The sequence below is a fragment of the Corallococcus sp. RDP092CA genome (genome assembly GCF_041903675.1).
In the GTDB taxonomy this organism is placed as follows: domain Bacteria; phylum Myxococcota; class Myxococcia; order Myxococcales; family Myxococcaceae; genus Corallococcus.
The window spans coordinates 1-22,886 of sequence record NZ_JAYESI010000008.1; the positions used below are offsets into that span (position 1 = coordinate 1).

The 22,886-nt window shown below is 72.2% G+C and carries 16 protein-coding genes; 9 read left to right on the top strand and 7 right to left on the bottom strand.

Annotated elements, in window-relative coordinates; genetic code table 11:
* Nucleotides 1–61: 61 nt before the first annotated feature.
* Both U8525_RS11305 and U8525_RS11310 read right to left on the bottom strand, forming a co-directional pair.
* Nucleotides 62–1,243, bottom strand: a complete 1,182-nt coding sequence (locus U8525_RS11305; protein ID WP_374264669.1) for a hypothetical protein — start codon at nt 1,241–1,243, stop codon at nt 62–64.
* A 295-nt stretch (nt 1,244–1,538) separates the two neighbouring features.
* On the bottom strand, nt 1,539–2,522 hold the full coding sequence (locus U8525_RS11310) for a ChaN family lipoprotein (protein WP_374264671.1): 984 nt from the start codon (nt 2,520–2,522) through the stop codon (nt 1,539–1,541).
* 297 nt (nt 2,523–2,819) lie between these two features.
* Here U8525_RS11310 and U8525_RS11315 point away from each other — a divergent pair, with 297 nt between their 5' ends.
* Nucleotides 2,820–5,834 (top strand): ATP-binding protein, encoded by a 3,015-nt coding sequence (locus U8525_RS11315; RefSeq protein WP_374264673.1) that lies wholly within the window; start codon nt 2,820–2,822, stop codon nt 5,832–5,834.
* 278 nt (nt 5,835–6,112) lie between these two features.
* Here the strand turns inward: U8525_RS11315 and U8525_RS11320 are convergent, their stop codons facing one another.
* A complete protein-coding gene (locus U8525_RS11320) occupies nt 6,113–6,616 on the bottom strand; it encodes a hypothetical protein (protein WP_374264675.1) in 504 nt (167 codons plus the stop codon).
* Between the two features lie 88 nt (nt 6,617–6,704).
* Nucleotides 6,705–8,729: a YgiQ family radical SAM protein gene (locus tag U8525_RS11325; RefSeq protein ID WP_374264677.1), complete on the bottom strand. Its 2,025-nt coding sequence runs from the start codon at nt 8,727–8,729 to the stop codon at nt 6,705–6,707.
* A gap of 348 nt (nt 8,730–9,077) precedes the next feature.
* On the opposite strand from U8525_RS11325, the gene U8525_RS11330 reads away from it, so the two are divergent.
* Nucleotides 9,078–10,223, top strand: a complete 1,146-nt coding sequence (locus U8525_RS11330) for a hypothetical protein (protein ID WP_374264679.1) — start codon at nt 9,078–9,080, stop codon at nt 10,221–10,223.
* A 212-nt stretch (nt 10,224–10,435) separates the two neighbouring features.
* Nucleotides 10,436–14,185, top strand: a complete 3,750-nt coding sequence (locus U8525_RS11335; protein ID WP_374264681.1) for an AAA family ATPase — start codon at nt 10,436–10,438, stop codon at nt 14,183–14,185.
* Between the two features lie 22 nt (nt 14,186–14,207).
* Here the strand turns inward: U8525_RS11335 and U8525_RS11340 are convergent, their stop codons facing one another.
* Nucleotides 14,208–14,576, bottom strand: coding sequence for a hypothetical protein (locus tag U8525_RS11340; protein WP_374264683.1), 369 nt, complete (start codon nt 14,574–14,576; stop codon nt 14,208–14,210).
* A 242-nt stretch (nt 14,577–14,818) separates the two neighbouring features.
* Between U8525_RS11340 and U8525_RS11345 the strand changes: the two genes are divergently transcribed.
* Nucleotides 14,819–15,610: an alpha/beta fold hydrolase gene (locus tag U8525_RS11345; protein WP_374264685.1), complete on the top strand. Its 792-nt coding sequence runs from the start codon at nt 14,819–14,821 to the stop codon at nt 15,608–15,610.
* A gap of 102 nt (nt 15,611–15,712) precedes the next feature.
* On the top strand, nt 15,713–16,594 hold the full coding sequence (locus U8525_RS11350; RefSeq protein WP_374264687.1) for a DUF459 domain-containing protein: 882 nt from the start codon (nt 15,713–15,715) through the stop codon (nt 16,592–16,594).
* A gap of 13 nt (nt 16,595–16,607) precedes the next feature.
* Here U8525_RS11350 and U8525_RS11355 read toward each other — a convergent pair whose 3' ends face one another.
* Both U8525_RS11355 and U8525_RS11360 read right to left on the bottom strand, forming a co-directional pair.
* Nucleotides 16,608–17,465, bottom strand: a complete 858-nt coding sequence (locus tag U8525_RS11355; RefSeq protein WP_374264689.1) for a hypothetical protein — start codon at nt 17,463–17,465, stop codon at nt 16,608–16,610.
* Between the two features lie 101 nt (nt 17,466–17,566).
* Nucleotides 17,567–17,938, bottom strand: coding sequence for an arsenate reductase family protein (locus U8525_RS11360; RefSeq protein ID WP_374264691.1), 372 nt, complete (start codon nt 17,936–17,938; stop codon nt 17,567–17,569).
* A gap of 153 nt (nt 17,939–18,091) precedes the next feature.
* Here U8525_RS11360 and U8525_RS11365 point away from each other — a divergent pair, with 153 nt between their 5' ends.
* The 4 genes from U8525_RS11365 (at nt 18,092) to U8525_RS11380 (ending at nt 22,874) form a co-directional block, all read left to right on the top strand.
* On the top strand, nt 18,092–19,132 hold the full coding sequence (locus U8525_RS11365; protein WP_374264693.1) for a YbhN family protein: 1,041 nt from the start codon (nt 18,092–18,094) through the stop codon (nt 19,130–19,132).
* A 67-nt stretch (nt 19,133–19,199) separates the two neighbouring features.
* On the top strand, nt 19,200–19,658 hold the full coding sequence (locus tag U8525_RS11370; RefSeq protein ID WP_374264695.1) for an SET domain-containing protein-lysine N-methyltransferase: 459 nt from the start codon (nt 19,200–19,202) through the stop codon (nt 19,656–19,658).
* Nucleotides 19,659–19,856: 198 nt separating this feature from the next.
* A complete protein-coding gene (locus U8525_RS11375) occupies nt 19,857–21,479 on the top strand; it encodes a DUF1592 domain-containing protein (protein WP_374264697.1) in 1,623 nt (540 codons plus the stop codon).
* Between the two features lie 12 nt (nt 21,480–21,491).
* Nucleotides 21,492–22,874, top strand: a complete 1,383-nt coding sequence (locus tag U8525_RS11380; RefSeq protein ID WP_374264699.1) for a DUF1552 domain-containing protein — start codon at nt 21,492–21,494, stop codon at nt 22,872–22,874.
* The last annotated feature ends 12 nt before the right edge of the window (nt 22,875–22,886 follow it).

Sequence of the window (22,886 nt, forward strand, 5' to 3'; positions counted from 1 at the left end):
CAGTGCCACCCGGGGGCGCCGGGCCATGGACCGCCAGGCGGGGGCGCCCCGCCACGTCGGACTACAGCCCGTCCGGGTAGCACCAGCCGGTGGTGCGGTCGTAGCCGCCACCGGACAGCGGATACCCGATGTAGCCCAGCTCCTCGCCCGGGCCGCACTCCGACCGGGCGCGCGCGTAGCGCCGGCAGAGGGACTCGCCGTTGATGGTGACGCAGGCGCCGCGCGCGCCCTCCGTGCCGCAGAACTCGGCGAAGCTCTGGGTGCACGGCTCACCAATCAGCGCGGGGTCGAACGCGAAGCCGATGGGCTCCAGCACGGACTGCTCGATGCACAGGCCGTACACGCCGCAGACCGTGCCCGTGGGGCAGCCGGGGACCGCGGCCATCGGGTCGCATGTCTTCAGGCACTGCCGGTCCTCCGAGAGCAGGTCCGTGCACGCGAAGCCCTCCGCGCAGTCCGTCGTCGCCGGGTGGTGGGCGTCCGCCCCGGGCGTGGAGGTGCACGTCGCGCCCTGCGTCTTGGCGCCCTGCGACCTCTCCAGCGTGCCGTCATCCGCCAGGTAGTTGTCCGGCACGCAGGTGTGACCCGGCACGTTCGCCGTCCACGAGCCCTGCCGAGGATCGCAGCCGTTGGGTCGCACCGTGTTCCAGGCCGCGTAGCGGATCCACTTGCACTCGCCGCCCTGCACCACCGCGCTGCCACGGTAGGGCGCGTTGAGCGGCGCCGCGTTCACCGACTCGCGCAGCGTCACGTCGTAGAGCACGCCCACCGTCTGCTGCGGCGACACCTTCAGCGCCAGCAGCAGCGAACCGGAGTCCGCCACGAACAGCTTCTGGCCCGCCGTGTCCGCGTCCTGGTAGCCGTAGACGCACTGCTCGCAGGTGAAGAGGTTGGCGCCACCCGTCGCCAGGTCATGCACGCCCGGCGCCGTGTTCACGTCCAGCCGGACGAACGCCGCGTCCGCCAGCGCCGGGTCCCCCAGGCCATTGAACGTGCCCTGGAAGGTCGGCTGGCCGCCGTACATCACGGGCGTCAGTTGAACGCCGTTCGCCAGCTCGCCCATGGTGATCTCGGTACACCCGGTGGGTGGGGTGAGGGAGTGCGCCTGCTGGCGCAGGACCTCCGCCTGCTCCTCCTGGCCGGCGGCCTCCTGCTGGGGCTCCACGGCACAGCCCGTCAGCGCCAGCAGGGACACCACGGCACTCCAACGCCACGCACGAAACCCGAGGCTTCGAGTCGTCATTGTCATTCTCTTGGATTGTGGTTGAGGCTGTCAGGGGGGAGACAGCCGCTCCGGGAATCCCGGATGGGTGGTGATTACGCGATGCTGTATTGGATTGACAGTCAAATCCGACGTCGCGGTGTGACTGTTGTTGCCATTGCATCCATTGTGCTTGGGATGGATCCGGGCCGGGGAAATCTCAAGGCGTGAGTCCTGGCGCCCGGCGCCGCCACCCGTTCACCTATCACCGGGGGCTGACACGCCCTGCGCCAGGGCGCGGCCGCTCCGGGTTGTGGGAAAACAAGCTCCTCGCGACCTATTGCTTCGGGCTTCGTTCCCTCAAGGCCTTGCATGGGTCGTCTTCCGGCATGGCCGGCGTGAACCACACGTAGTCGTAGGGCAGGGTGGAGGCGCCCGCGATGGCCGCGTAGTCCCGTGGCTCCAGCGCCTCTGGCGACACCTCCAGCAGCGCCACGCTCAGCACCGGGGCGTCCTTCGCGCGGCGCTCCAGGTGCGCGGGGACGCCGCGGTCCTCGCGGATGTGGCCGTTGCCGGTGATGAGCACCGCGCCGTCCGCCGGTACGGTCTCCAGCAGCCGGTCCGCCATCATCGCGTCGCGCGCCCGCTGGGCCAGCGCCATGGGCTCCAGCATCTCCCGCGGGAGCTGTCCGCAGTGCGAGCGGTCCAGCTCCTCGCGCACGGCCTGCGCCTCCGCTTCCGGGACGGGGGCGTCCAGGCCCAGGCGCGAGCGCAGCTCGGAAGGGAGCGCCTCGGGGCCCTTCATCACCAGCGCGCGCACCTGCGCGCGGGGCAGGTTGGCGGCGACAATGGGCAGGTGCGCCTGGAGGCCCGCGGAGAACACGGGTTCGTAGAGGCGGAAGGCGGGCCAGCCGCTGCTCGCCCAGTCCACCGCCCTCGCCAGTCCCTCCGCGTCCTCCGGATGCGCCTTCAACGCCGCGTCCACGGCGGGCTGCTGCGTGACGTCCAGCATCTCGAAGGCGAGCGCGGGGTGCTGGCCGGAGGCCGTCCGCGCGCGCACCAGCTCCGCCTGGAGCCGGTGATGATCCGGGTGGTCATGCCGTTCACCCAGGAGGACGAAGCGCGCGGGCACCACCGCCGCGCGCAGGGCGCCCTCGTCCACGAAGCGGCCCGCCGCCACGTCCCAGATGCGCCCCACCAGCGGGTGGTCCCGGTACAGCGTCGTGGCCCACTCCCGCGCGGGAGGAGGGGAGGGCTGCGGCTGCCTGCTGGCGCAGCCGGTGGACAGCGCGAGGACGAGGACGAAGGGGGTTCGCGTCATCCCGCCATCTCACCCGGCCCGCGCCGGGATTGCCCGTGGGAAATGGACCGGGACCGCACTCGTGGACAGGGGATGTCTGCCTTTGACGGGCGCGGACCCGGGCGCCCGCATGGCCGCCCCCATGGAAGAGCGACGGGCGGCCCGCGCTCCACCGGGTGGCGAAGTCCTGCTCGGTAGGCGACGGAAGGGGCCGGCCGGTCGGACTTCGGCGTTGAAGTGGGGGGAGCTGCTCGATACGTCCACCCCAGGACCCCTCACCCACGCGTCGCACACACCCCAAAGCCCCTCATCCCTCCGATGAACGACCAGAACACGCCGGGGAACATCGGGGCCACCCCGTCCCTGGCCGGGTGGCTCGTCACGCTGCGCGAGGGCAGCGAGATGGGACGGCTCATCCTGGAGCGGGACTGGTCCGGGACGCCGCTGGGCCCCCTCACGTCGTGGCCGCCCATCCTGCGGACCCTGGTGAGCATGTGCCTGACGACGCGCTTCCCCATGTTCATCTACTGGGGCCCGGAGCGCGTGCAGCTCTACAACGACGCGGGCATCCCCATCATGGGGGCCAAGCACCCGCACCACGCGCTGGGGCCGCTGCGCGACGTCTTCCCGGAGCTGTGGCCCCGGCTGGGGCGCATGTTCGAGGAGCTGGAGCGCACGAAGCAGGCGAACTGGGCGGAGAGCCAGTCGCTGCCCATCCAGCGGGCGGACTCCGTCGAGGAGGCCTACTTCACCTGGTCCTACGCCCCGGTGCTGGATGACGCCGGCGCGGTGGTGGGCTTCTACACGCCAGCCCTGGAGACGACGGGGCAGGTGCTCGGGCAGCGGCGCCTGCGCACGCTGCACCTGCTCTCCGAGCGCACCAGCGGCGCGGGCTCCGTGGAGGAGGCGTGCCGCGTGGGACTGGCGGCCCTGGCCGAGGACCCCGCCGACCTGCCCTTCACCTGGCTCTACGTCACGGACGCGGGCGGGGCGCGGGCCACGCTCGCGGGCTCCACCGGCATGGGCGCCCGGAGCGCGGAGGTGCCCGCGCACCTGGGCCTGCGCGCGGAGCAGGGCGAGAGCCCCCTGGCCGCGGTGGCCCGCGCGCGGCAGGCCCAGCGGGTGGAGGACGTGAACGGCTGGCTCGGAGCGCCGGGCGCCGGGGAGCCGCCCCGGCCCGCCCTGGTGCTGCCGCTGCCGCACGCGGAAGGGGACCGCGACCTGGGCTTCCTGGTGGCGGGCCTGAGCCCCGCCCTGCGGCTGGAGGGGGAGTACCGGGGCTTCCTCGAGCTGGTGGCGGGGGCGCTGGCCACGGCGGTCTCCAGCGCTCGCGCGCAGCAGGAGGCCCGCGCGCGGATGGAGCAGCTGGCGGCCCTGGACCGGGCCAAGACGGCCTTCTTCAGCAACGTGAGCCACGAGTTCCGCACGCCCCTGACGCTGATGCTCGGGCCCGTGGAGGACGCGCTGTCGGACGCGGGGGAGCCGCTGGGGCCGCGGCAGGCCGAGCGCCTGTCCCTGATCCAACGCAACGCCGGCCGGCTGCTCAAGCTGGTCAACACGCTGCTCGACTTCACCCGCACGGAGGCCGGACGCGTGCGCGCGGCCTTCCAGCCCACGGACCTGTCCGCCTTCACCGCGTCGCTGGTGAGCCACTTCGAGTCCATCGCGAAGCGCGCCCAGCTGACCCTCACGCTCGACGTGGCGCCCCTGCCGGAGCCCGTCTGGGTGGACCGCGAGATGTGGGAGAAGATCGTCTTCAACCTGCTCTCCAACGCGATGAAGTTCACGTTCGAGGGCGGCGTCCACGTCCGGCTGCACGCCGAGGAGGGCGAGGCGCGGCTGACGGTCCGGGACACCGGCGGCGGCATCCCGGAGGCGGAGCTGCCGCACATCTTCGAGCGCTTCCACCGCGTGGAGAGCGTCCGCTCGCGCAGCCACGAGGGCAGCGGCATCGGGCTGAGCCTGGTGCAGGAGCTGACGAAGCTGCACGGGGGCACGGTGGGCGTGAAGAGCGCGCTGGGGCAGGGCACGACCTTCTGTGTCGCGGTGCCCCTGGGCCACGGGCACCTGCCGCCGGAGCAGCTCGCCCCCGACGGAGCGGGGCCCGCGCGCTCCAGCGCGCAGAGCGCGTCCGTCTACGTCGACGAGATTCGCGGATGGCTGGGCACGGCTCCGGCGCAAGCGGCCCCGGAAGGCGCGAAGGCCGTCCCGCTGCTGCCCCCCATGTCCGCGAGGGTGCTGGTGGTGGACGACAACGCGGACCTGCGCGCGTACATCTCGGGGTTGCTGGACGCGTCGGTGACGGTGGAGACCGCGGAGGATGGCTTCGCCGCGCTCCAGGCCATCCGCGCGCGCCCGCCCGACCTGGTGCTGAGCGACGTGATGATGCCGCGCCTGGGCGGGTTCGGCCTGCTGCGCGAGCTGCGCGCGGACCCGAGGCTGCGGGCCATCCCCTTCGTCCTGCTGTCCGCGCGCGCGGGCGAGGAGGCCTCGGTGGAGGGCCTGGAGGCGGGCGCGGATGACTATCTGGTGAAGCCCTTCTCCGCGCGCGAGCTGGCGGCGCGGGTGCGCACCCAGTTGGAGATGGCGCGGGTGCGCCGCGAGGTGGCGGAGCTGGCGGCGCGCGAGGCGTTGTTGCGGGAGGCGGTCCGCGCGCGGGACGAGTTCCTGTCGGTGGTGAGCCACGAGCTGAAGACGCCGCTGGCGTCCTTCCGCCTCCAGTTGGACCTCATCGAGCGGAGCCTGGGGCCGGAGGAGCACGCCCGGTTGGGAGAGCGGCTCGCGCTCACGCGGAGGCAGGTGCAGCGGCTGGCCACGGTGGTGGAGCGGCTGCTCGACGTGTCCAGGCTGTCCTCGGAGCCGGTGGACCTGCACGTGGAGGACGTGGACCTCGCCGCGGTCGTGGCGGAGGAGGTGGACCGGTCGCGGGAGGAGCTGGCGCGGGAGGGTTGCGAGGTGGCGTTGCGCCTCGCGGGGCCGGTGCGGGGCCGGTTCGACCGGGGGCGCGTGGCGCAGGTGGTGCAGGGCCTGCTGTCCAACGCGGGCAAGTACGGGCCGGACAAGCCGGTGGAGGTGCGGGTGGAGCAGGTGGGCCCGGACGCGCGCCTGACGGTGGTGGACCACGGCATGGGCGTGCGCCCGGAGGACCGGGAGCGCATCTGGAGGCGCTTCGAGCGCGCGGTGCCCGTGCGCAACTTCGGAGGGCTGGGCCTGGGGCTGTGGATCGTCCTCCAGGTGGTGGAGGCCCACGGCGGCAGCGTCGGCGTGTCGGAGACGCCAGGGGGCGGCGCCACCTTCACGGTGTCACTGCCCCTGGCGGGCCCGCCAGCCTGACGGGGCGTTACTTCGCTTCGGGAGCGAACGCGTCGAGTCGTTGACGGAGTTGTACGACACGGTCGCGCCAGGATGGGGGATGGTGGTCACCGTGCTCTGGGAGACATTGCCTCCCGAAGACAAATGGATATTCATTCCTGGATGACTAGTCAAATTAGTCATGAATTGCTGCTTTGTGGGTATCTTTTCATTGTCCCTGATGCAGCGAGGCCCGCACTCTCCGTGGAGGAGAGGCGGGCCCCGTGTCTGGCTTTGGCTGTCTGACTACGAGCAACCCACTACTTGGAATCCACCACCAGCACCATCCAGCGGTCCGTGGCGTGGTCGATGCGCACGTTGGCGGCGCCAGCCTCCTGGAGCTGCTGCACCACGCGCTCCAGGAACTGGAGCTGATCCGCCGGCGCGTCCACGAACACGTTGCGCGAACCCGGGCCCTTCGCCTTCGGCTTCTTCGCCGGCGCCGCGCCCGCGTGCAGCTCCGGAGCCGCCGCGGCCTTCAGCAGCGTCCCCGCGTCCTCCGCCGTCACCTCGGCGCGCTCGTCCTGCACGTCCACGTCCTGCTCCTCCTTGGAGGCGGCGACCGGCGCCGCGGCCGGCTGCGAGGCCAGCTCCTTCTTCGCCTGGTCGCGCAGCTCGTTGAACGTGCGCAGGTTGATGGTCGCGCCGAAGCGGTCCTTGAAGGTTTCCAGGGCGTCCTGGCGGCTCAGGTCGGGCTGGTGGCGGAAGAGGTCGAGCAGGAACGCGTGGCGCTCCTGCGACTGCTCCTGGGAGGTCCTGGGCATGGCTGTGTGGCTCCGGCGGTGTGGCCGCTTGAAGAAAGGCGGCGCACCCTATACCCGAGCCTCCCCCCGAGCGAAAGCCAGGGGGCCGCTACCGCCCGCGAGGGCCCGGACGCGGCGTGCGGCCGCCGCCCCGAGGCCCGGACGGACGCGGCTGCGCCGGACGGGGCCACGCGTTCGTGGCCAGGCCCTCCTCTGCGCTCGCGCCCTCCGCGGCGCGGCGCAGGCGCGCGGCCTCCGCGGCGGACTCCGGCGGCACCAGCGCCTTGGGCCCCCGGCCAATCAGGTCCTCGCGCCCGGCCAGCTTCAGCGCCTCGCGCGCCAGCGGCCAGTGCTCCGGGTTCCAGTACAGGAGCAGCGCCTTCTGGAGCCGCTTCTCGCGCAGGCCCTTCGCCGTGTAGACGGGCTCCATCTTCAGCGGGTCCAGGCCCGTGTAATACATGGCCGTGGCCACCGACATGGGCGTGGGGATGAAGTCCTGCACCTGCCGGGGCCGCTTGCCCTTCTCCTTCAGCCACTGCGCCAGCATCACCATGTCCTCCAGCGTGGAGCCGGGGTGGCCGCTGATGAAGTAGGCGATGTCGTACTGCTCCTTGCCCGCGTCCTCGCTGGCGCACGCGAACATGTGCTGGAAGCGCTCGAAGCTCTCGATGCCGGGCTTCTTCATCTTCTCCAGCACGCGCGGCGACACGTGCTCCGGCGCCACGGACAGCTGGCCGCCCACGTGGTGCGCCGCCAGCTCCTTCACGTACTCCGGCGAGCGCTCCGCCAGGTCGTACCGCACGCCGCTCGCGATGAAGACGTGCTTGATGCCCGGCTCCTCGCGCACCTCCCGCATCAGCGAGATGAGCGGCCCGTGGTCCGTCTGGAGGTTCTCGCACACGCCCGGGTGCACGCACGACAGCTTGCGGCAGCGGCTCTCGATGTCCGGGCTCTTGCACTTGAGCTTGTACATGTTCGCCGTGGGGCCCCCCAGGTCCGTGATGGTCCCCCGGAAGTCCCCCATGCGCCGCAGCTCGCGCACCTCGCGCATCACGCTCTGGGCGGAGCGGCTCTGGATGACGCGCCCCTCGTGCTCCGTGATGGAGCAGAAGGTGCAGCCGCCAAAGCACCCGCGCATCAGCACCACCGAGTGCTTCACCGTCTCGTACGCGGGGATGGGCTCCCGGTACATGGGGTGCGGCACGCGGTTGAACTTCAGGTCATACAGCTCGTCCATGGCCACCGTGGACGTGTCCCCGGGCGCGTCCCCGGCGCCGTCCTCCAGCGGCCGGGCGGGCGGGTTCATGTAGATGGCGCGGTTGCCGTGGCGCTGCGCGATGGCGCGCGCGTTGCCGGGGTTGGTCTCCAGCTGGAAGTCCCGGCTCATCACCGCGAAGGCGCGCGTGTCCGCCACCACCTCCTCGTAGGAGGGCAGCACCACCACCTTCGAGTCCGCCGCGCGCCTCGCCGGGTCCGCCTCCAGGGCCTTCATCGCCGCGTCGCTGATGAGGTGCGCGGTGCCCCGGATGTCCTTCAGGTCCTCGATGCGCTCGCCCCGGTTGAGCCGGTCGGCGATCTCCCAGATGGGCCGCTCGCCCATGCCGAACACCAGCAGGTCCGCCTTGGCGTCGAAGAGGATGGAGCGGCGCACCTTCTCGCTCCAGTAGTCGAAGTGCGCGATGCGGCGCAGGCTGGCCTCGATGCCGCCCAGGACGATGGGCACCTCAGGGTACGCCTCCCGGCAGCGCTGCGCGTAGACGATGGAGGCCCGGTCCGGCCGGCAGTTCGTCCGCCCGCCCGGGCTGTACTGGTCCTCCGAGCGGTTCTTCTTCTGGGCCGTCAGCCGGTTGAGCATCGAGTCCAGGTTGCCCGCCGCCACCCCGAAGAAGAGCCGGGGCGCCCCCAGCGCCTTGAAGGGCTCCGCCGAGTGCCAGTCCGGCTGGGGGATGATCCCCACCTTGAAGCCCCGCTCCTCCAGGAAGCGCGCGATCAGCACCGGCCCGAAGGCCGGGTGGTCCACGTAGGCGTCGCCGCTCACGATGATGATGTCGCACTGCTCCCACCCCCGGGCCTGCATGTCGGCGCGGGTGACGGGGAGGAACGGGTGGGCGTAGCGCGGGGTGATGGAGGCCATGGGCGTGCTCCCCTCAACAGCGGGGGGAGGGCCCAACCAACCCCATCAGGGCGGGCCCTGTCCACTGCGACGGCCGCCCGCCCGCCTGTTCCCCGAGGGGCCGGCGACCTGTCAGGTCGTCCAAACCCAGACACCGCGTGCGTCGTTTCTCGACTCCTCGCAAAGAATGACAACCGGGTCATTGGGGCTCCAATGGGGTGTCTGTGCCCCTGGATCTGGGTACAGCTTTGCCCGTATTGCTAGAAAAATCCGTTTGTGGCAGAGAATTGTTCACGGGCCTGGCTGTCATTGTCTGGCATCAGGCCCGCTCCCCACATCCCGGCACCGCCCTTCTCATTGGAGAGAGTCATGTCCTTGCGCCGTCCGCTGTCCCTGTTCGCCTCCCTGCTGGTGCTGGGCGGCTGCGGTACCGAAACCCTGGAGGACGGCGCGGTCGTGGGCGAGGCCCGGTCGGCGTTGCACACGGGCATCGACCTGGCGGTGTCCGAGGTGGGGGTGACGTGTGAGGGCGACACGCTGACGGTGACGGGCGCCATCCAGAACGCGGCGCCCACGGGCATCGACCCGTCCATCGCGGGCATCTACGCGGGGAACCCGGCGGAAGGGGGCACGCTGCTCGACACCATCGACGTGCCCTGGCTGGTGGGCCAGGAGCGCTATCCGTTCTCCAAGGTGGTGACGGTGCCGGAGGGCACGCAGCGGCTGTACGTGGTCGCGGACACCTTCGACTTCTTTCCGGAGGACGACGAGACGAACAACACGGCGGTGGTCACGCTGTCGGCCGACGGCGGCTGTGTGGCGAACCAGGCGCCGGTGGCGATGTGCGAGAACGTGACGGTGGTGGCGGACGCGGCCTGCTCGGCGCCGGCGTCCATCGACAACGGCTCGTATGACGTGGACCTCTTCCCGCAGGCGCTGAGCCGTCAGCAGAGCCCGGCGGGGCCCTACACGGTGGGCGCGACGCCGGTGACGCTCACGGTGTCGGACGGCATGGACTCGGCTTCGTGCTCCGCGACGGTGACGGTGGTGGACCAGACGGGGCCGGTGGCCGGGGCGAGCAGGGACCTGGTGCTGCCGCGCTCGCCGTTCGCGGACTACAAGACGGTGACGCTGGCGGACTGCGCGCAGGCGGCGACGGACAACTGCGGCGGGACGATGAACCTCCAGCAGTCCGCCACCATCCTCCGCGTGGAGTCGGATGAGACGGAGGACGCGCTGGTCAGCCTGAACCTCTTCAAGTGCGACGACATCAAGCTGGCCGCGGACCGGAAGTCCGCGCAGCTGCGCGCGGAGTCCAGCCTGCTGGGCAACGGCCGCGTCTACACGATGGTCTACGAGGTGAAGGACGCCTCTGGCAACGCGACCACGGGCACGTGCAAGGTGAAGGTCCCCAGCCTCCAGGGCCTCATCTCCATCGGCGTGGGCCCCGCGTACTGCCAGGGCACGGGCTGCCCGGCGGGCACGGGCAGCGGGCTGCTCTGCTCGCTGCTGTAGCCCGCGAGGGGCGTGCTCGCGGTGATGACGGCCCGGGTCCGCGAGGGTGCGCGGCCCGGGCCGTCGTGCGTGAAGCGGCGGGGCTTCACCGCCGGTGCAGGCGTGCGAGGGGCCCTCGCGCGCGTTGACGCAGATCGACGCCTCCCCTAGCTTGGCCGGCTCCCGGCACCGCCCTCTCCGGCGTTGTGGAAGGGCCGCCGCGAGCACCCCGTATGATGCGCAGGACGGACGAGGAGTCGGGTCAGGGGGAGGCGCCGCGGGACGAGCGTGCTCCGGACGACCTCATGCCCGCGCTCCGCGTGGAGTACGACACGGACGTCCAGGCGGGACACGCCGCGCCCGTGCTGCGGGTCCGGCCGTCCTGGCCGCCGCGCGAGGAGGACGCCGAGCCCGCGCCGAAGCCGACGGAGGTGAAGGGCAGGGCGTCCGCGAAGGCGAGGACGCTGACCTTCCGCGAGCTGGACTCCGAGGCGCTGGCCTCCATGTCGGCCTCCCACCGCGTGAACCGCGCGGTGCCCACGCGCCCCGCCGCGCGGGGGGACGAAGCCACCAGTTCGCCGGGCAACGAGGCGCTGGGCACGCGGGACTCCGAGCCCTTCGTCGCGGACGCCGCATCGGGTGCGGCGCCACACCGCGCGCCGGAGCCGCCCGCGCCGGAGCTGGTCCGCGTGGAAGATGCCGCCGACGCGCGCCCGCCGGAGGAGTCGCCCACCCGCGACGTGTCCGCGTCAGGTGACGCCACCCCGGCGGAGCGACAGGCCATGCAGGCCGCCGTGTCGTCCGGGCGCCGCCGGGAGCAGTGGGTCGCCCCGTCCTACCTGCCGGAAGACCTGCGCGACGCGCTGGTGGCCGAGCGCAGCCAGTACCGCGCACAGCGGCTCCAGGAGGCCCGCGAGGTGGGGCTGGCCGGGCCCGGCGTGCTGGGGCTCGTGCCCGTCCCCGCCGCGGATCCGGACTGGTCCGGGGGCTCGCTGCTGGGCTTCCTGGGCGAGGAGCTGGTGTTCGCGGGGAACATCGTCCACCTGGACTTCGAGTCCGGCCGCGTCTTCGCCGCGTCGGACTCCGGCGAGGACCTGGACCGCCGCGTCCTCTCCTGCGAGCGCTGGTGCTACCGGCCCTATGACTTCGCGGAAGCCCTGTGCGCGGCCGCGGCCGCCTACGAGGACCGCGTCCCCGCGCTCGACAAGGCCCTGGCGCGCGCGAAGGGGGAGCTCCTCCCATCCCCGGCAGCTCCCCGGGACGCGGAGCTCATCCCCGTGGACCGGCTGTGGCGCCAGCCGTGGGGCAGCATCTGGGGCCCACCCGGCACCGGAAAGACGACGGCCGTCGCGGACCTCATCGCCCGCGCCCTGCGCGCCTATCCGGACGAGCGCATCCTCGCGGTGGCCCCCACCAACCGCGCGGCGGACGAGCTGGTGCTGCGCGTCAGCGCCCTGCTGGAGCGTGAGCCCATCCCGCTGCGCCCGCTGGCCCGCAGCATCTTCCGGGGTGGCACCGGCGCCAGCGAGGCCCTCCACAAGCTGCCCACCGTGGCGCTGGAGGAGAACAAGTCCAGCAAGCTCATCAACACCATCCAGCAGCGCGAGCGCGAGCTCACCCTGGAGCGCGCCCGGGGCGGCGCCGCGCCGGAGCTCGCCCGCATGCAGGCGGAGCTGCGCACGCTGCGCGGCCGCGTGAAGGACCCCACGCTCAAGGAGGCGGAGAAGGGCGACAGCCCCCTCATGGTGCTCACCGTGCACCGCGCCCTGCGGCTCGTGTCGGAACTGGAGGGCGAGGAGACCTTCCAGCGGCTCGTCGTGGACGAGGCCGGCATGGTGACGCGCGCGGCGACGGCGCTGCTGGCCCCGCTGGCGAGGCAGGTGACGCTCGCGGGCGACCCCAAGCAGATCGGCCCCGTGAGCCGCGCGGCGGAAGGGGCGGGGAGGGGCACCCAGACGTGGCTCCGCGCCAGCGCCCTGTCCCACCTGGAGGACGCGGTGAGGGACGCCGAGCGCCCGGACGTGCTGCTCCTGCGCACCCAGCACCGCATGCACCCGGACATCGCGAAGGTGGTGAGCCACTTCTGCTACGGCGGCGCGCTGGAGGACGGCGACCTCGTGAAGGACCGCGCCCGGAAGCCCCCGCCCGTGCCCGCCTTCCCGTCCCGCGCCATGTGGCTGGTGCTGGATGGCCTCAGCCGCGACACCCGCCGCCTCACCCACGGCCGCGGCGAGACGGGCTCCGGCTACCAGCGCGAGCTGTCCGCGGAGCTCGCCGTGACGCTGGCCCGCCAGGCCGTGCGCCTGGGCCTCACCGTGCTGTGCGTGACGCCCTACCGCGCGCAGGCGGCGCTGCTGCGCAAGCTGGGCAACGCGGCGGGGCTGCGCCACGACATGTTCAGCGCCTCCACCATCCACCGCCAGCAGGGCACCCAGTACGACGTGGTGATGGTGGACACCGTGGCCGGGGGCCGGCCCTTCCCGCCGCACACGCTGGTGCCCATCCTCAACGTCGCCGCCAGCCGCGCGAAGGAGTACCTGCTGGTGCTCGCCTCGCGCGCGGAGGCCCGCGCCTCGCCCGTGCCCGCGCGCTTCCTGTCGCTGCTCCCCCGCGTGCGCGTCCACGCGGGCACGCCGCCGAAGCTGGAGCTGCTCGCCGCCCAGCCGCGCCCCCCACCTCCGCCCCCGCCGCCGCTGGTGCCCATGGGGCTGGGCGGCGAGATCGCGGGCGGCAAGGACACCGGCCCGCTCTTCACCCAGGAGCAGGTCTCCCTCTTCGAGCGCCGCTTCGACGACGGCCACCACCTGGTGCGCGGCGTCGCCGGCAGCGGCAAGACGTACGTGCTGGCGCACTGGGCCGCGCGCTACCTCCTGGAGAACCCGCGCGCCCGGGTGCTGGTGTCCTTCTACAACCGCTCGCTCGCGCCGCTCGTGGACAAGCTGCTCGTGGAGGCGCTCACCGTGCGCGCGGGCCCGGAGCGGGTGCGTCCGCTCAAGGCCCAGGTGACGGTGAAGCACGTGGGCGCGCTCCGGCGGCTGGAGCCCCACACCTTCGACGCCGTCTTCGTGGACGAGGCGCAGGACATGGACGCCAGGGGCCTGGCGGCCCTGCACGCCCTGGTGCGCCCGCGCGTGGGCGAGGACGGCCGCGAGTCCCGCTGCTTCCAGCTGTTCATGGACGACTCGCAGAACGTCTACGGCCAGGTGCCCATCGACCACCTGAGGGAGCAGCTCCCCGAAGGGCTGTCCTTCCGGGGCCGCACGCGCGTGCTCAAGGAGACCTTCCGCGCCACGCGCGACATCCTCGACGTGGCCTTCAACGTGGTGCTGGACCCCTTGCGCCAGCACCGCGTCACCGACCCCGGCATGCGCGAATACATGAAGGCCGGGGAGCTGGCCCGCGAGCGGCTCCTGTGGCTGCCGGAGGAGACGCTGGAGGGCCTCTACCGCGTGCAGTCCACCGAGCGCGGCGGCGTGCTGCCCCAGGTGAAGGACTTCGCCTCCAGCACCGGCGAGGCGCGCTGGGTGGCCAGGGAGGTGGCCCGGCTCGTGCGCGAGGAGGGCGTCCACCCCGGCGACATCCTGGTGGTCGCGCCGGTGATGCCCGCGTCGTTCACGGACGCGCTGCGCAAGGCGGGCGTGCCCGCGGAGGCCTACGGCGGCAAGGGCGGACGGGACGTGACGGACTTCCGGGTGAGCGGCGTGGACCACGTGCGCGCCACCACGGTGTTCTCATGCAAGGGCCACGAGTGCCCCGTCGTCTTCTTCGCGGGGCTGGAGGCCCTGGACTCCATCGAGGCGTGGATGGCGGGCGCTCGCGAGCGCAACGAGCGTGAGAACGAACGCATCCGCCGCGCCATGTTCTACGTCGGGGCCACCCGCGCGATGAAGCGCCAGTACCTCACCGGCGTGCGCGGGGGCCGCTTCCTGCGGGTGGCCGCGTCCTACGTGGAGACGCTGTCCGGCCACCGCCCGGCGCCCTGAGCGCGGGCACCCGGGGGCTTCGTTACATCCTCCAGCCGCCGGTGACGTCCGCGCGCTTGCCGAACGTCGGCTGCCCGTACACCTCGCGGAAGCGCGCGCGCAGCAGGTCAAACGTCTGCTGCAGGTCCGGCGCCGCGGCGCGCGCGTCCGGCAGCTGTCCGCCCATGCGCGCGAAGCAGCGGTTCATGGCGCCATCCAGCCACTGCGCCACCGCGGGGGTGTCCTGGTCCTGGAGCCGCTCGAAGACGGCCAGCGCGCGCTCCAGCGTCTCGCCCACGAGCTCCGTGGAGTCCACGGTGCTGCCAGCGCAAAGCCTCGCGGCCCGAACCTCCAGGGCCGGACGATGCTTGCGAACGAACTCCCCGAAGGCATGCAGATTCACGGTGACCATTCTTAACCCTTCGCCCCCTCGATGTCAGAACGCCGGACGCGAAAAACCTTGGCCACCGGGCACCATGCAGCGTGACGCTGGAAAAGGATGGTGGGGTGATTCATGTATCACTCCCCGTCCTGGCAAGCGAGCCACCGTGGGCGTTGGCGCCTGCCCATGGGTCGTGCGGGCCACTGGGTGGGATTGGGCAGACCCAGGGCGTCCGGGTTGTTCTCCGCGCGCTTCAGATGAAGGCAGGGGATATGCGCCATACGGTGGAGCTGGCGGAGCTGGGCGGAAATGACGAAGGGCCTCGTGTCTTGATGTTGCCGGGACTGGGCGCTCGTGGATCGGGCTTTCGCGAGCTCGCGTCGCGGCTGACAGGGGTCGCGCGTCCCGTGCTCGTCGAATACCCGGAAGGCGAGCGCGCGGCCTGCGGCGCGAGGGCGCTGGCGGAGCAGGTGCTGCGCGTCACCGGAAACGTGGACGCGGTGGTGGCCAGCTCCTTTGGCGGCATGGTGGCGGCGCACCTGGCCGCGGGTGGTGCGACTCGCGGCGTCGCGTTCCTGGGCGCCTTCACGCGCACCTCGCACGTGGGGCCTCGCGGGCGGCTCATCGCGATGATGGGCCCCATCGCGGTGGTGGGGCGCCCTGGACGCGTCGCGGCGTCGCTGGCGGCGTGGCGGCTGGTGCCCTCCCACCAGGTGGCAGACGTGGTGCCCACGACGACACGGGAGCGCCTGTCGACGCTGCGGCGCGCGCTCTCCATCCACGCGGAGCCGCCGCCGCCGGACCTGCGGCCGTTGAAGGTGTCGTGTCTGTGTATCCAGGGGGACCGGGACGTGCTGGTGCCGCCGTCCTCCCTGGAGCGGCTGGCCGCGTCGCTGCCGGAAGGCACGCCCCGGCACCTGCTGCGCGGCGCGGGACATGTGCCCTATTTCTCGCACCCGGACGCGTGCGCGCGGCTGCTCACGCCGTGGCTCCAGGCGCTCTCGCCCGCGGGGCTCGCCGGGCTGGCGGCGGCCCTGGAGGCGGAGGAGGGGGCCGTGGCCTGACGCCGCACGGGGCCTTGACAGCGCGCGCACCGGGCGACGGATCCGTCCGCCCGTCGGGGGGGTGTACGGACAGGGAGCCGGGAAGTAGTTTCGCCCCCGACGATGTCGACCCGTCCTCTTCGCGCGCTCCTCCTCCTGTCGTTCCTGTCCACGGCGGCCCAGGCCGCTCCTGAAACCGCCCCCGGGCTGGCCGCGTCGCCCGTGCTGCCCACCGTGCCGGCCCAGGCCGCGACGCCCGCGCCCGCGCCTCGCCGCACCGTGCTGCTGCTGGGCGACAGCCTCATCGCCACGGGCTTCGGGGAGTACCTCCAGAACCAGCTCGCCGCGCACCCGCGCATCCGCTGTGAGCGCCGCGCGAAGTCGTCCACGGGCCTCGCCCGGCCGGACTTCTTCGACTGGCTGGAGGTCGGTCAGCAGGAGGTGAAGCAGCACCAGCCGGACGTGGTGGTGGTCATCCTCGGCGGCAATGACGGGCAGGCCCTGCACACGCGGCAGGGGCACGCCACCGTGGCCTGGGGCAAGCCGGACTGGCAGGGCGAGTACCGCCAGCGGCTCACGGAGTTCGTCACCGCCATCTCCGCGCCGGGCCGGAAGATCGTCTGGTTGGAGCTGCCCGCCACGGGCCGCCAGCGCTTCGAGCAGAAGCTCGCGGTGATCCGCGACGTGCAGCGCGAGGTCATCTCCGGGCGCGAGGACGCCGTGCACCTGGAGACGCGGCCCTACTTCACCGACGCGCGCGGCAAGGCGCTGAGCCAGGCCCGCGTCGAGGGCTTCCGCAAGCCCATGCGCCTGCGCATGACGGACGGCGTGCACTTCACCGTGGCCGGCGGGCGCTACTTCGCGAACAAGGTGTACCCGGAGGTGCTGGGCGTGCTGGGCCTGGAGCCCGAGGAGCAGCACACCTCGCGTCCCAAGGCCGCGCCGGCGCGGCCGGCGATGCAGGCCCTGGCCCCCGTGGCTCCGGCGCCCCCGGAGCCGCCGTAGCCTCCCGCCCGCGTCAGGAGTGGCGCGGCCAGGAGTGCTCGCCGCCCGCGTCGGGACGGAGCCGGCGCACGGCGCGCAGGAGCAGCTCCTCGTCGCGCGGGTTGGCCAGGAAGCCGCGCGCGTCCAGCTTGCGCGCCCGGTCGAAGCCCTCGTCGTCCGACGTCCCGTGGACGATGAGCGCGCCCTCGATGTGGACCTCGCCCGCGAGCAGCCCCTCCATGGCCTGGAGGGGGGCGAGCACCACGTCGTTCACCGTCGAGTGCAGCACCTCCAGCGGCGTGGCCACGCGCGACGCGATGCCGTTGCGCGCCAGCGTGCGGGAGATGAGCACCGCGGTGACGGGCGGCCACCCGTAGAGCATCAGCGGGGCGCTGGGCACGGCGGGGCGGCGCGGCTCCGGCGCGGCCTCGGCCGTCTCGCGGATGCCATAGAGGGCGCTGAGCGCGCGGGACAGGGCGCCGTCGGAGGCCAGGTGCGGCTCCACCCGCGCCTTGCCGGACACCGCCCGCACGTCATCCACCGCGTCCAGCGACAGCGGCGCGGGCACGGCCAGGTGGAGCACCTCCTTGTCCTCGCGCGTCTCCAGCCGCAGCGGCACGACGCCGTACTGCCGGGCGATGCGCGCGGGCACCAAGTCCGTCAGGGAGCGGTCGAGCGGATGCCGGTCCAGGTCCACGGCGTCCACGTCGAACTGGAGGGCCAGCCCGCGCAGCACGTCCGCCTCCGTGCACACGCCCTCGCTCACCAGGGCGCGGCCCAGGGGGACATGCACCTCGTGGTGGTGCACCAGCCCCAGCCGGAGCTGGCCCCGGTCAACCACCCCCAGCTCCAGGAGGATCTCCCCCAACGGGCGTCTGGATCCGATCTCCATGCCCACTCAACGTGGCAACCCGCCCGGCCCGCGACGACGGTCGGACGAGGGCCCGGTCGCCCGCCCGCCCTCAAGCCGCGTGAAGGGCGGCGGGGCCTCCTTCACGACCCGTGCGCGGGGAACAGCGCTTCGTAGGCCTCCGGCTTGAAGCCCACGGTGACGGCCTCCCTCGAGACGAGCACGGGCCGCTTCACCAGCTTCCCGTCCTTCGCCAGCCACTCCACGAGCTCCGCGTCGGAGGCCGCGTCGACCTTCTCCTTGCCGAGCGCGCGGTAGCTCTGGCCGCTGGTGTTGAGCCACTTGCGCACGGACACGCCGCTCCGGGCGATCCACTGCCGCAGCTCCGCCACGGTGGGGGGCTGGTCCACGATGGGGCGCGTCTTGTAGGAGACGCCGCGCGCCTCCAGCCACTTCAGCGCCTTCCTGCAGGTGTCACAGCCGGAGTACGTCAGCACGAGGAGGTCATCGGACATGCGCGGGCTTCTACCAGAGCGCCCGCAGGAAGAGACGCGGAGGCCCTGCCTCCCCGCTTGCAGGGGAGGCGGGCCGCCGTGCCCCGGCGCCTGCCCCGCGGGGCCGGGAAGCGCATCCTTTCCCAAGCCATCCCATTCCCCGGAAGGAGACGCATGGAGGGCACTCGCGCCGAACCCATCCCCGCCCTGGAGGAGCCGCTGGAGGGGCTGCCCTCGAAGCGCCGGCGGGGCTGGTGGATTCCAGGGGTGCTGGTGCTCATCGCGCTCCTGGCGTTCATCCTCTCGCGGCACGCGGAGGAGAAGCAGTTCCTGGAGCTCCTGCGGCAGGCCCGGCCCGCGTGGCTGCTGGTGGCCGCCGCGTTCCAGGTGGGCACGTACCTGTGCGTGGCGGCCATCTGGTGGGTGGTCCTGCACCGGGCGAGGCGCAAGGCGTCGCTCTGGTCGCTGGCGCGGCTGTCGCTGATGAAGCTCGCGTTCGACCAGGTGATTCCCACCGGCGGCGTGGGCGGGTCGCTGCTCGTGGGGCGCGGGCTGCGCCGCGAGGGCGCGAGCCCCGGCACCGCCGCCGGCGCGGTGCTGCTCACCGTGCTGTGCTTCTACATCGCGCAGGCGCTGGGCGTGGGCACCAGCCTCTTCTTCCTCTGGCGCAGGTCCGAGCTGAACAGCTGGATCCAGATCCTCGTCACCGGCTTCGGCGTGCTGGCGGTGCTCATCCCCATGGCCATCCTCTGGGTCACCCGGCACCGCGATTGGAAGCCGGGCCGCTTCACCCGGCGCATCCCGTCCCTGGGCGCGATGCTCAAGGCCATCGCGGAGGTGCCGCCCGGGATGCTGCTCGACCCCGGCCTGCTCGCGCGCGGCGTCGTCCTGCAACTGGCGGTGTACGTGCTGGACGCGGCCACGCTGGGCGCCATGCTCCGCGCCATGGGACAGGACGTCCCCCTGAGCACCGTGTTCGTCAGCTTCATGGTGGCCTCCATGGCGGAGACGGTGTCCATCATCCCCGGCGGCGTGGGCACCTACGAGGCCACGTCCGTGGGCATGCTCAACCTCTTCGGCGTCCCGGTGGAGGCGGCGCTCGCGGGCACCCTGCTCCTGCGCGGCTTCACCCTGTGGCTGCCCCTGCTGCCCGGCCTCTACCTCCTGCGCCACGCCTTTGGCCGCCCGCTCGAGCCCGGCGGGCAGGCGGGCTGAACTCCGCCGGAGGCCGCGGAACGCCGGCCGTCTCCGCGCCGCTTCCCGAGGCCGGCCCGGTTGCGCGATGGTTCGCTCCCGCGTGGACGACACCACCGGCGAAAGCGAAGCGCTCATGAACCAGGGCCCGGCGCTCTTCCTCCACCCCGGCGTGAAGGTCCGCCCGTGCGAGTGGGGCATGGGCGTCTTCACGGACGTCTTCATCGCCGCGGGCGAGCTCATCGAGGAGTGCCACTACCTCAAGGTCCCGCGGCGCCAGTGCCAGGGCGAGCCGCTCGACGACTACGTCTTCGAGATCCGCTGGCACCGCCACGAGGCGCCGCGCGAGGGCGACTGGGTCGCCATCGTGATGGGCTATGGGATGATCTACAACCACGCGAGCGACCCCAACGCGGCCTACAGCCGCGCGGAGGACCGCGATGTGTTCCGTTATCACGCACTGCGGGACATCCACCCGGGCGAGCAGATCTGCATCAGTTACGGAGAGAACTGGTGGAGGGCGCGAGGTGAGGAAGTTCCTCCCTGAGTCGCCGCTGCACCGTGTGCGCACCTGACCGGTGCATTCGCACTTCCTGCGCCGTGAGCGCGGCTTCTTCCTTGAGAAGCGAGGAAACGCCCCGAAACGAAATCCCCGCTATCCGCGTGGGGGGCAACCAGTACAATGCGGGCCGCCTGTGCGCCGGTCGCCTGTCAGGCCGCGCGGGTGCGAGGAATGCCAGACATCATGCCATTGCGTCGTTTCTACCTGTCCTCCGCTCTCGTGCTGTCCGCCTCCGCCTGCACTGGCAACATCGGCGGGCAGGACGCGGAGCCTGAAAGCGCGGCGGCACCCGCGCGGGTGCGCCGGCTGACGCGCGACGAGTACAACAAGTCCGCCTCCGCGGTGCTGGGCACGGAGGTGGACATCGCCCAGGGCTTCGCGGCCGAGGACACCATCCTCGGCTTCTCCACGCACGAGCGGCTCCAGGTGACGTCGCTCCTGGCGGATCAGATCGACACCGCCGCGGTGGCGCTGGCGGAGCAGGGCAAGTCACAGCTCAGCGACCTCTACGCGTGCCCCAAGGGCAAGACGCAGGACGAGTGCGCGCGCGCCTTCATCCAGCGCGTGGGGGAGCACGCCTTCCGCCGGCCGGTGACGGCGGACGAGGAGGCGGACCTGCTGGCCCTCTTCAACGAGGGCAAGGCGAACGGGACCATGGAGTCGGGCGCGGAGCTGGTGCTCCAGGCGCTCTTCTCCTCCGCGTCGTTCCTGTACCGCACGGAGCTGGGGCCGGAGAACGCGCGCAAGGGGCAGGTCGTGGAGCTGACCCCCTACGAGATCGCCTCCGAGCTCTCCTACATGGTGACCGGCGGACCGCCGGACGCCACGCTGCTCGCGTCCGCCAAGGCCGGCACGCTGTCGTCTCCGGACGAGCGCGAGGCCCAGGCGCGCCGCCTGCTCAAGACGGACGCCGCGCAGGCGAAGCTGCGCCAGTTCTTCATCGAGTGGCTGGGGCTGAGCGGCCTGGCCAAGGTGAACAAGAACAACCTCGTGTACCCGGACTACAGCGTGGACTTCCGCGACTCCATGGTCCGCGAGCGCGACGCCTTCATCGACTTCATCGTGAAGGAGCACTCGGGCTCCGTGGAGGAGCTGCTGGGGGCGAAGTACTCGTTCGTGGACGAGACGCTGGCCAGCTTCTACGGCGGCCTGGAGCGCACGGACGTGAACGACGACACGGGGCTGGGCCGCGTGACGCTGCCGCCGGAGCGCCAGGGCATCCTCACGCAGGCGGGCGTGATGTCCACCTACGCCCACTTCGACTCGTCCTCGCCCATCAAGCGCGGCAAGTTCGTGCTCACGCGCCTGCTGTGCCGCACGGTGCCGGCGCCGCCGGCCAACGTGTCCACCATTCCGCCGGCCCTGTCCGACAACGCCACCACCCGCGAGCGCTTCGCGGCGCACACCAACAACCCGAACTGCGCCAGCTGCCACAAGACCATCGACCCCATGGGCTTCGGCATGGAGGACTTCGACGGCCTGGGCCAGCACCGCACGGAGGAGAACGGCAAGCGGGTGGACGCCAGCGGCGCGGTGATCGCGAAGGACGGCACCACCAGCCTGGCCACCTTCACCGGCGGCGCGGAGCTGGCGCGCTACCTGACCACGAGCGAGGAGCTGGCCAACTGCGTGCCGCTCCAGTTCGTGCGCTACGCCATGGGGCGCGACGAGCACGCCTCGGACGCCGAGCTGCTTGACGCCATGCGCACGGGCCCCTACCGCACGGACCACCTGAAAATCACCGAAGCGCTGGTCAGCCTGGTGCGCTCGGCTTCCTTCACCCAGCGGCGCCTGCCCACCCGTTGAGCCCTGACCTCCATGTCCCGCGACTTCTCCCGACGCAGCATCCTGAAGCTCCTGTCCGGCACGGCCATGGCGGCGCCCTTCGCGCACCTGCTCACCAGCTCCGTGGCCGAAGCGGCGGACGCCGCGCCCCTGCGCTTCATCGCCCTGTTCACGCCCCACGGCTTCCTGCCGGAGTACTGGACGCCCCGGGGCAACGACACGGGCTTCGACATCGACTTCGAGAACTCCGTCCTCCAGCCGCTCCAGCGGCACCGCGACAAGCTGCTGGTGCTGGACGGGCTGGACTACCGCGTCCTCTACGAGCACGGCCGCACCGGCCACGAGGGCGGCCCCGTCACCTTCCTCACCGGCAGCCAGGTGGAGGTGTCCAGCGGTGACGAGCTGCCCAACGGCCCGTCCCTGGACCAGGTGATTGGCAACGCGGTGGGCGGCGCCACCCAGTTCCGCTCGCTGCAGCTGCACGCCTACGAGCAGTTCGGCGCCCAGCACGTCTACAACAGCATCTCCTTCACGGAGAACGGCTCGCGCGTGCCGTTCGAGCTCAACCCCGCCAACGTCTACAAGCGCCTCTTCGGCGGCATGGGCGGCTCCGCAGCGGAGGCGCAGGCCATCCTGGCCAGGCGCAAGAGCCTCCTGGACTACCTCATCAAGGACGCCACGCGGCTGAAGTCGCGCCTGGCGGCCGCGGAGGGCACCAAGCTGGACACGCACCTGGCGGCGCTGCGCGACATCGAGCGGCGGCTCACCCACTCCGGCGCGCTCAACTGCTCCCGGCCGGAGGCGCCCTCCGACGCGCTCAGCGACCTGGGCGACATCAACAACATGCCCGGGCTCACCGAGCTGCACATGGACCTCATCGCCCGCGCGTTCGCGTGTGACCTGACGCGCGTGGTGACCATGACCATCCCCGGGCCGTCCATGCCGTGGATTGGCATCGACGAGGACATCCACAACGACATCGCCCACCGCACGGACACCCAGTCCGAGCCGGAGCGCACCGAGATCCGCCTGCGCATGGTGCAGGTGCAGCGCTGGTACTCCGAGCAGGTGGCGCGGCTGATGGACACGCTCAAGTCCATCCCGGAGGGCAGCGGCACGGTGCTCGACAACACCCTCATCCTGTGGGGGAACGAGCTGGGGGACGCCGCCGGCCACATGAACGTGTCCATCCCCACGGTGCTGGCGGGCGGCGCGGGCGGGAAGTTCCGCATGGGCCGCATGCTGTCCCTGCGCCCCGGCAAGGACCCGCTGGGCACGTGGAAGGGCCCGGGCAACCCGCTCCCGGGCGCCGTGGAGCACAACAAGCTGCTCACCTCCATCGCCCAGGCCTTCGGCGTGAACGTGGACCGCTTCGGCCATGAGGACTACGTGGGCACGCTGCCCGGCCTCACCTGAAGCGGCCTGCGG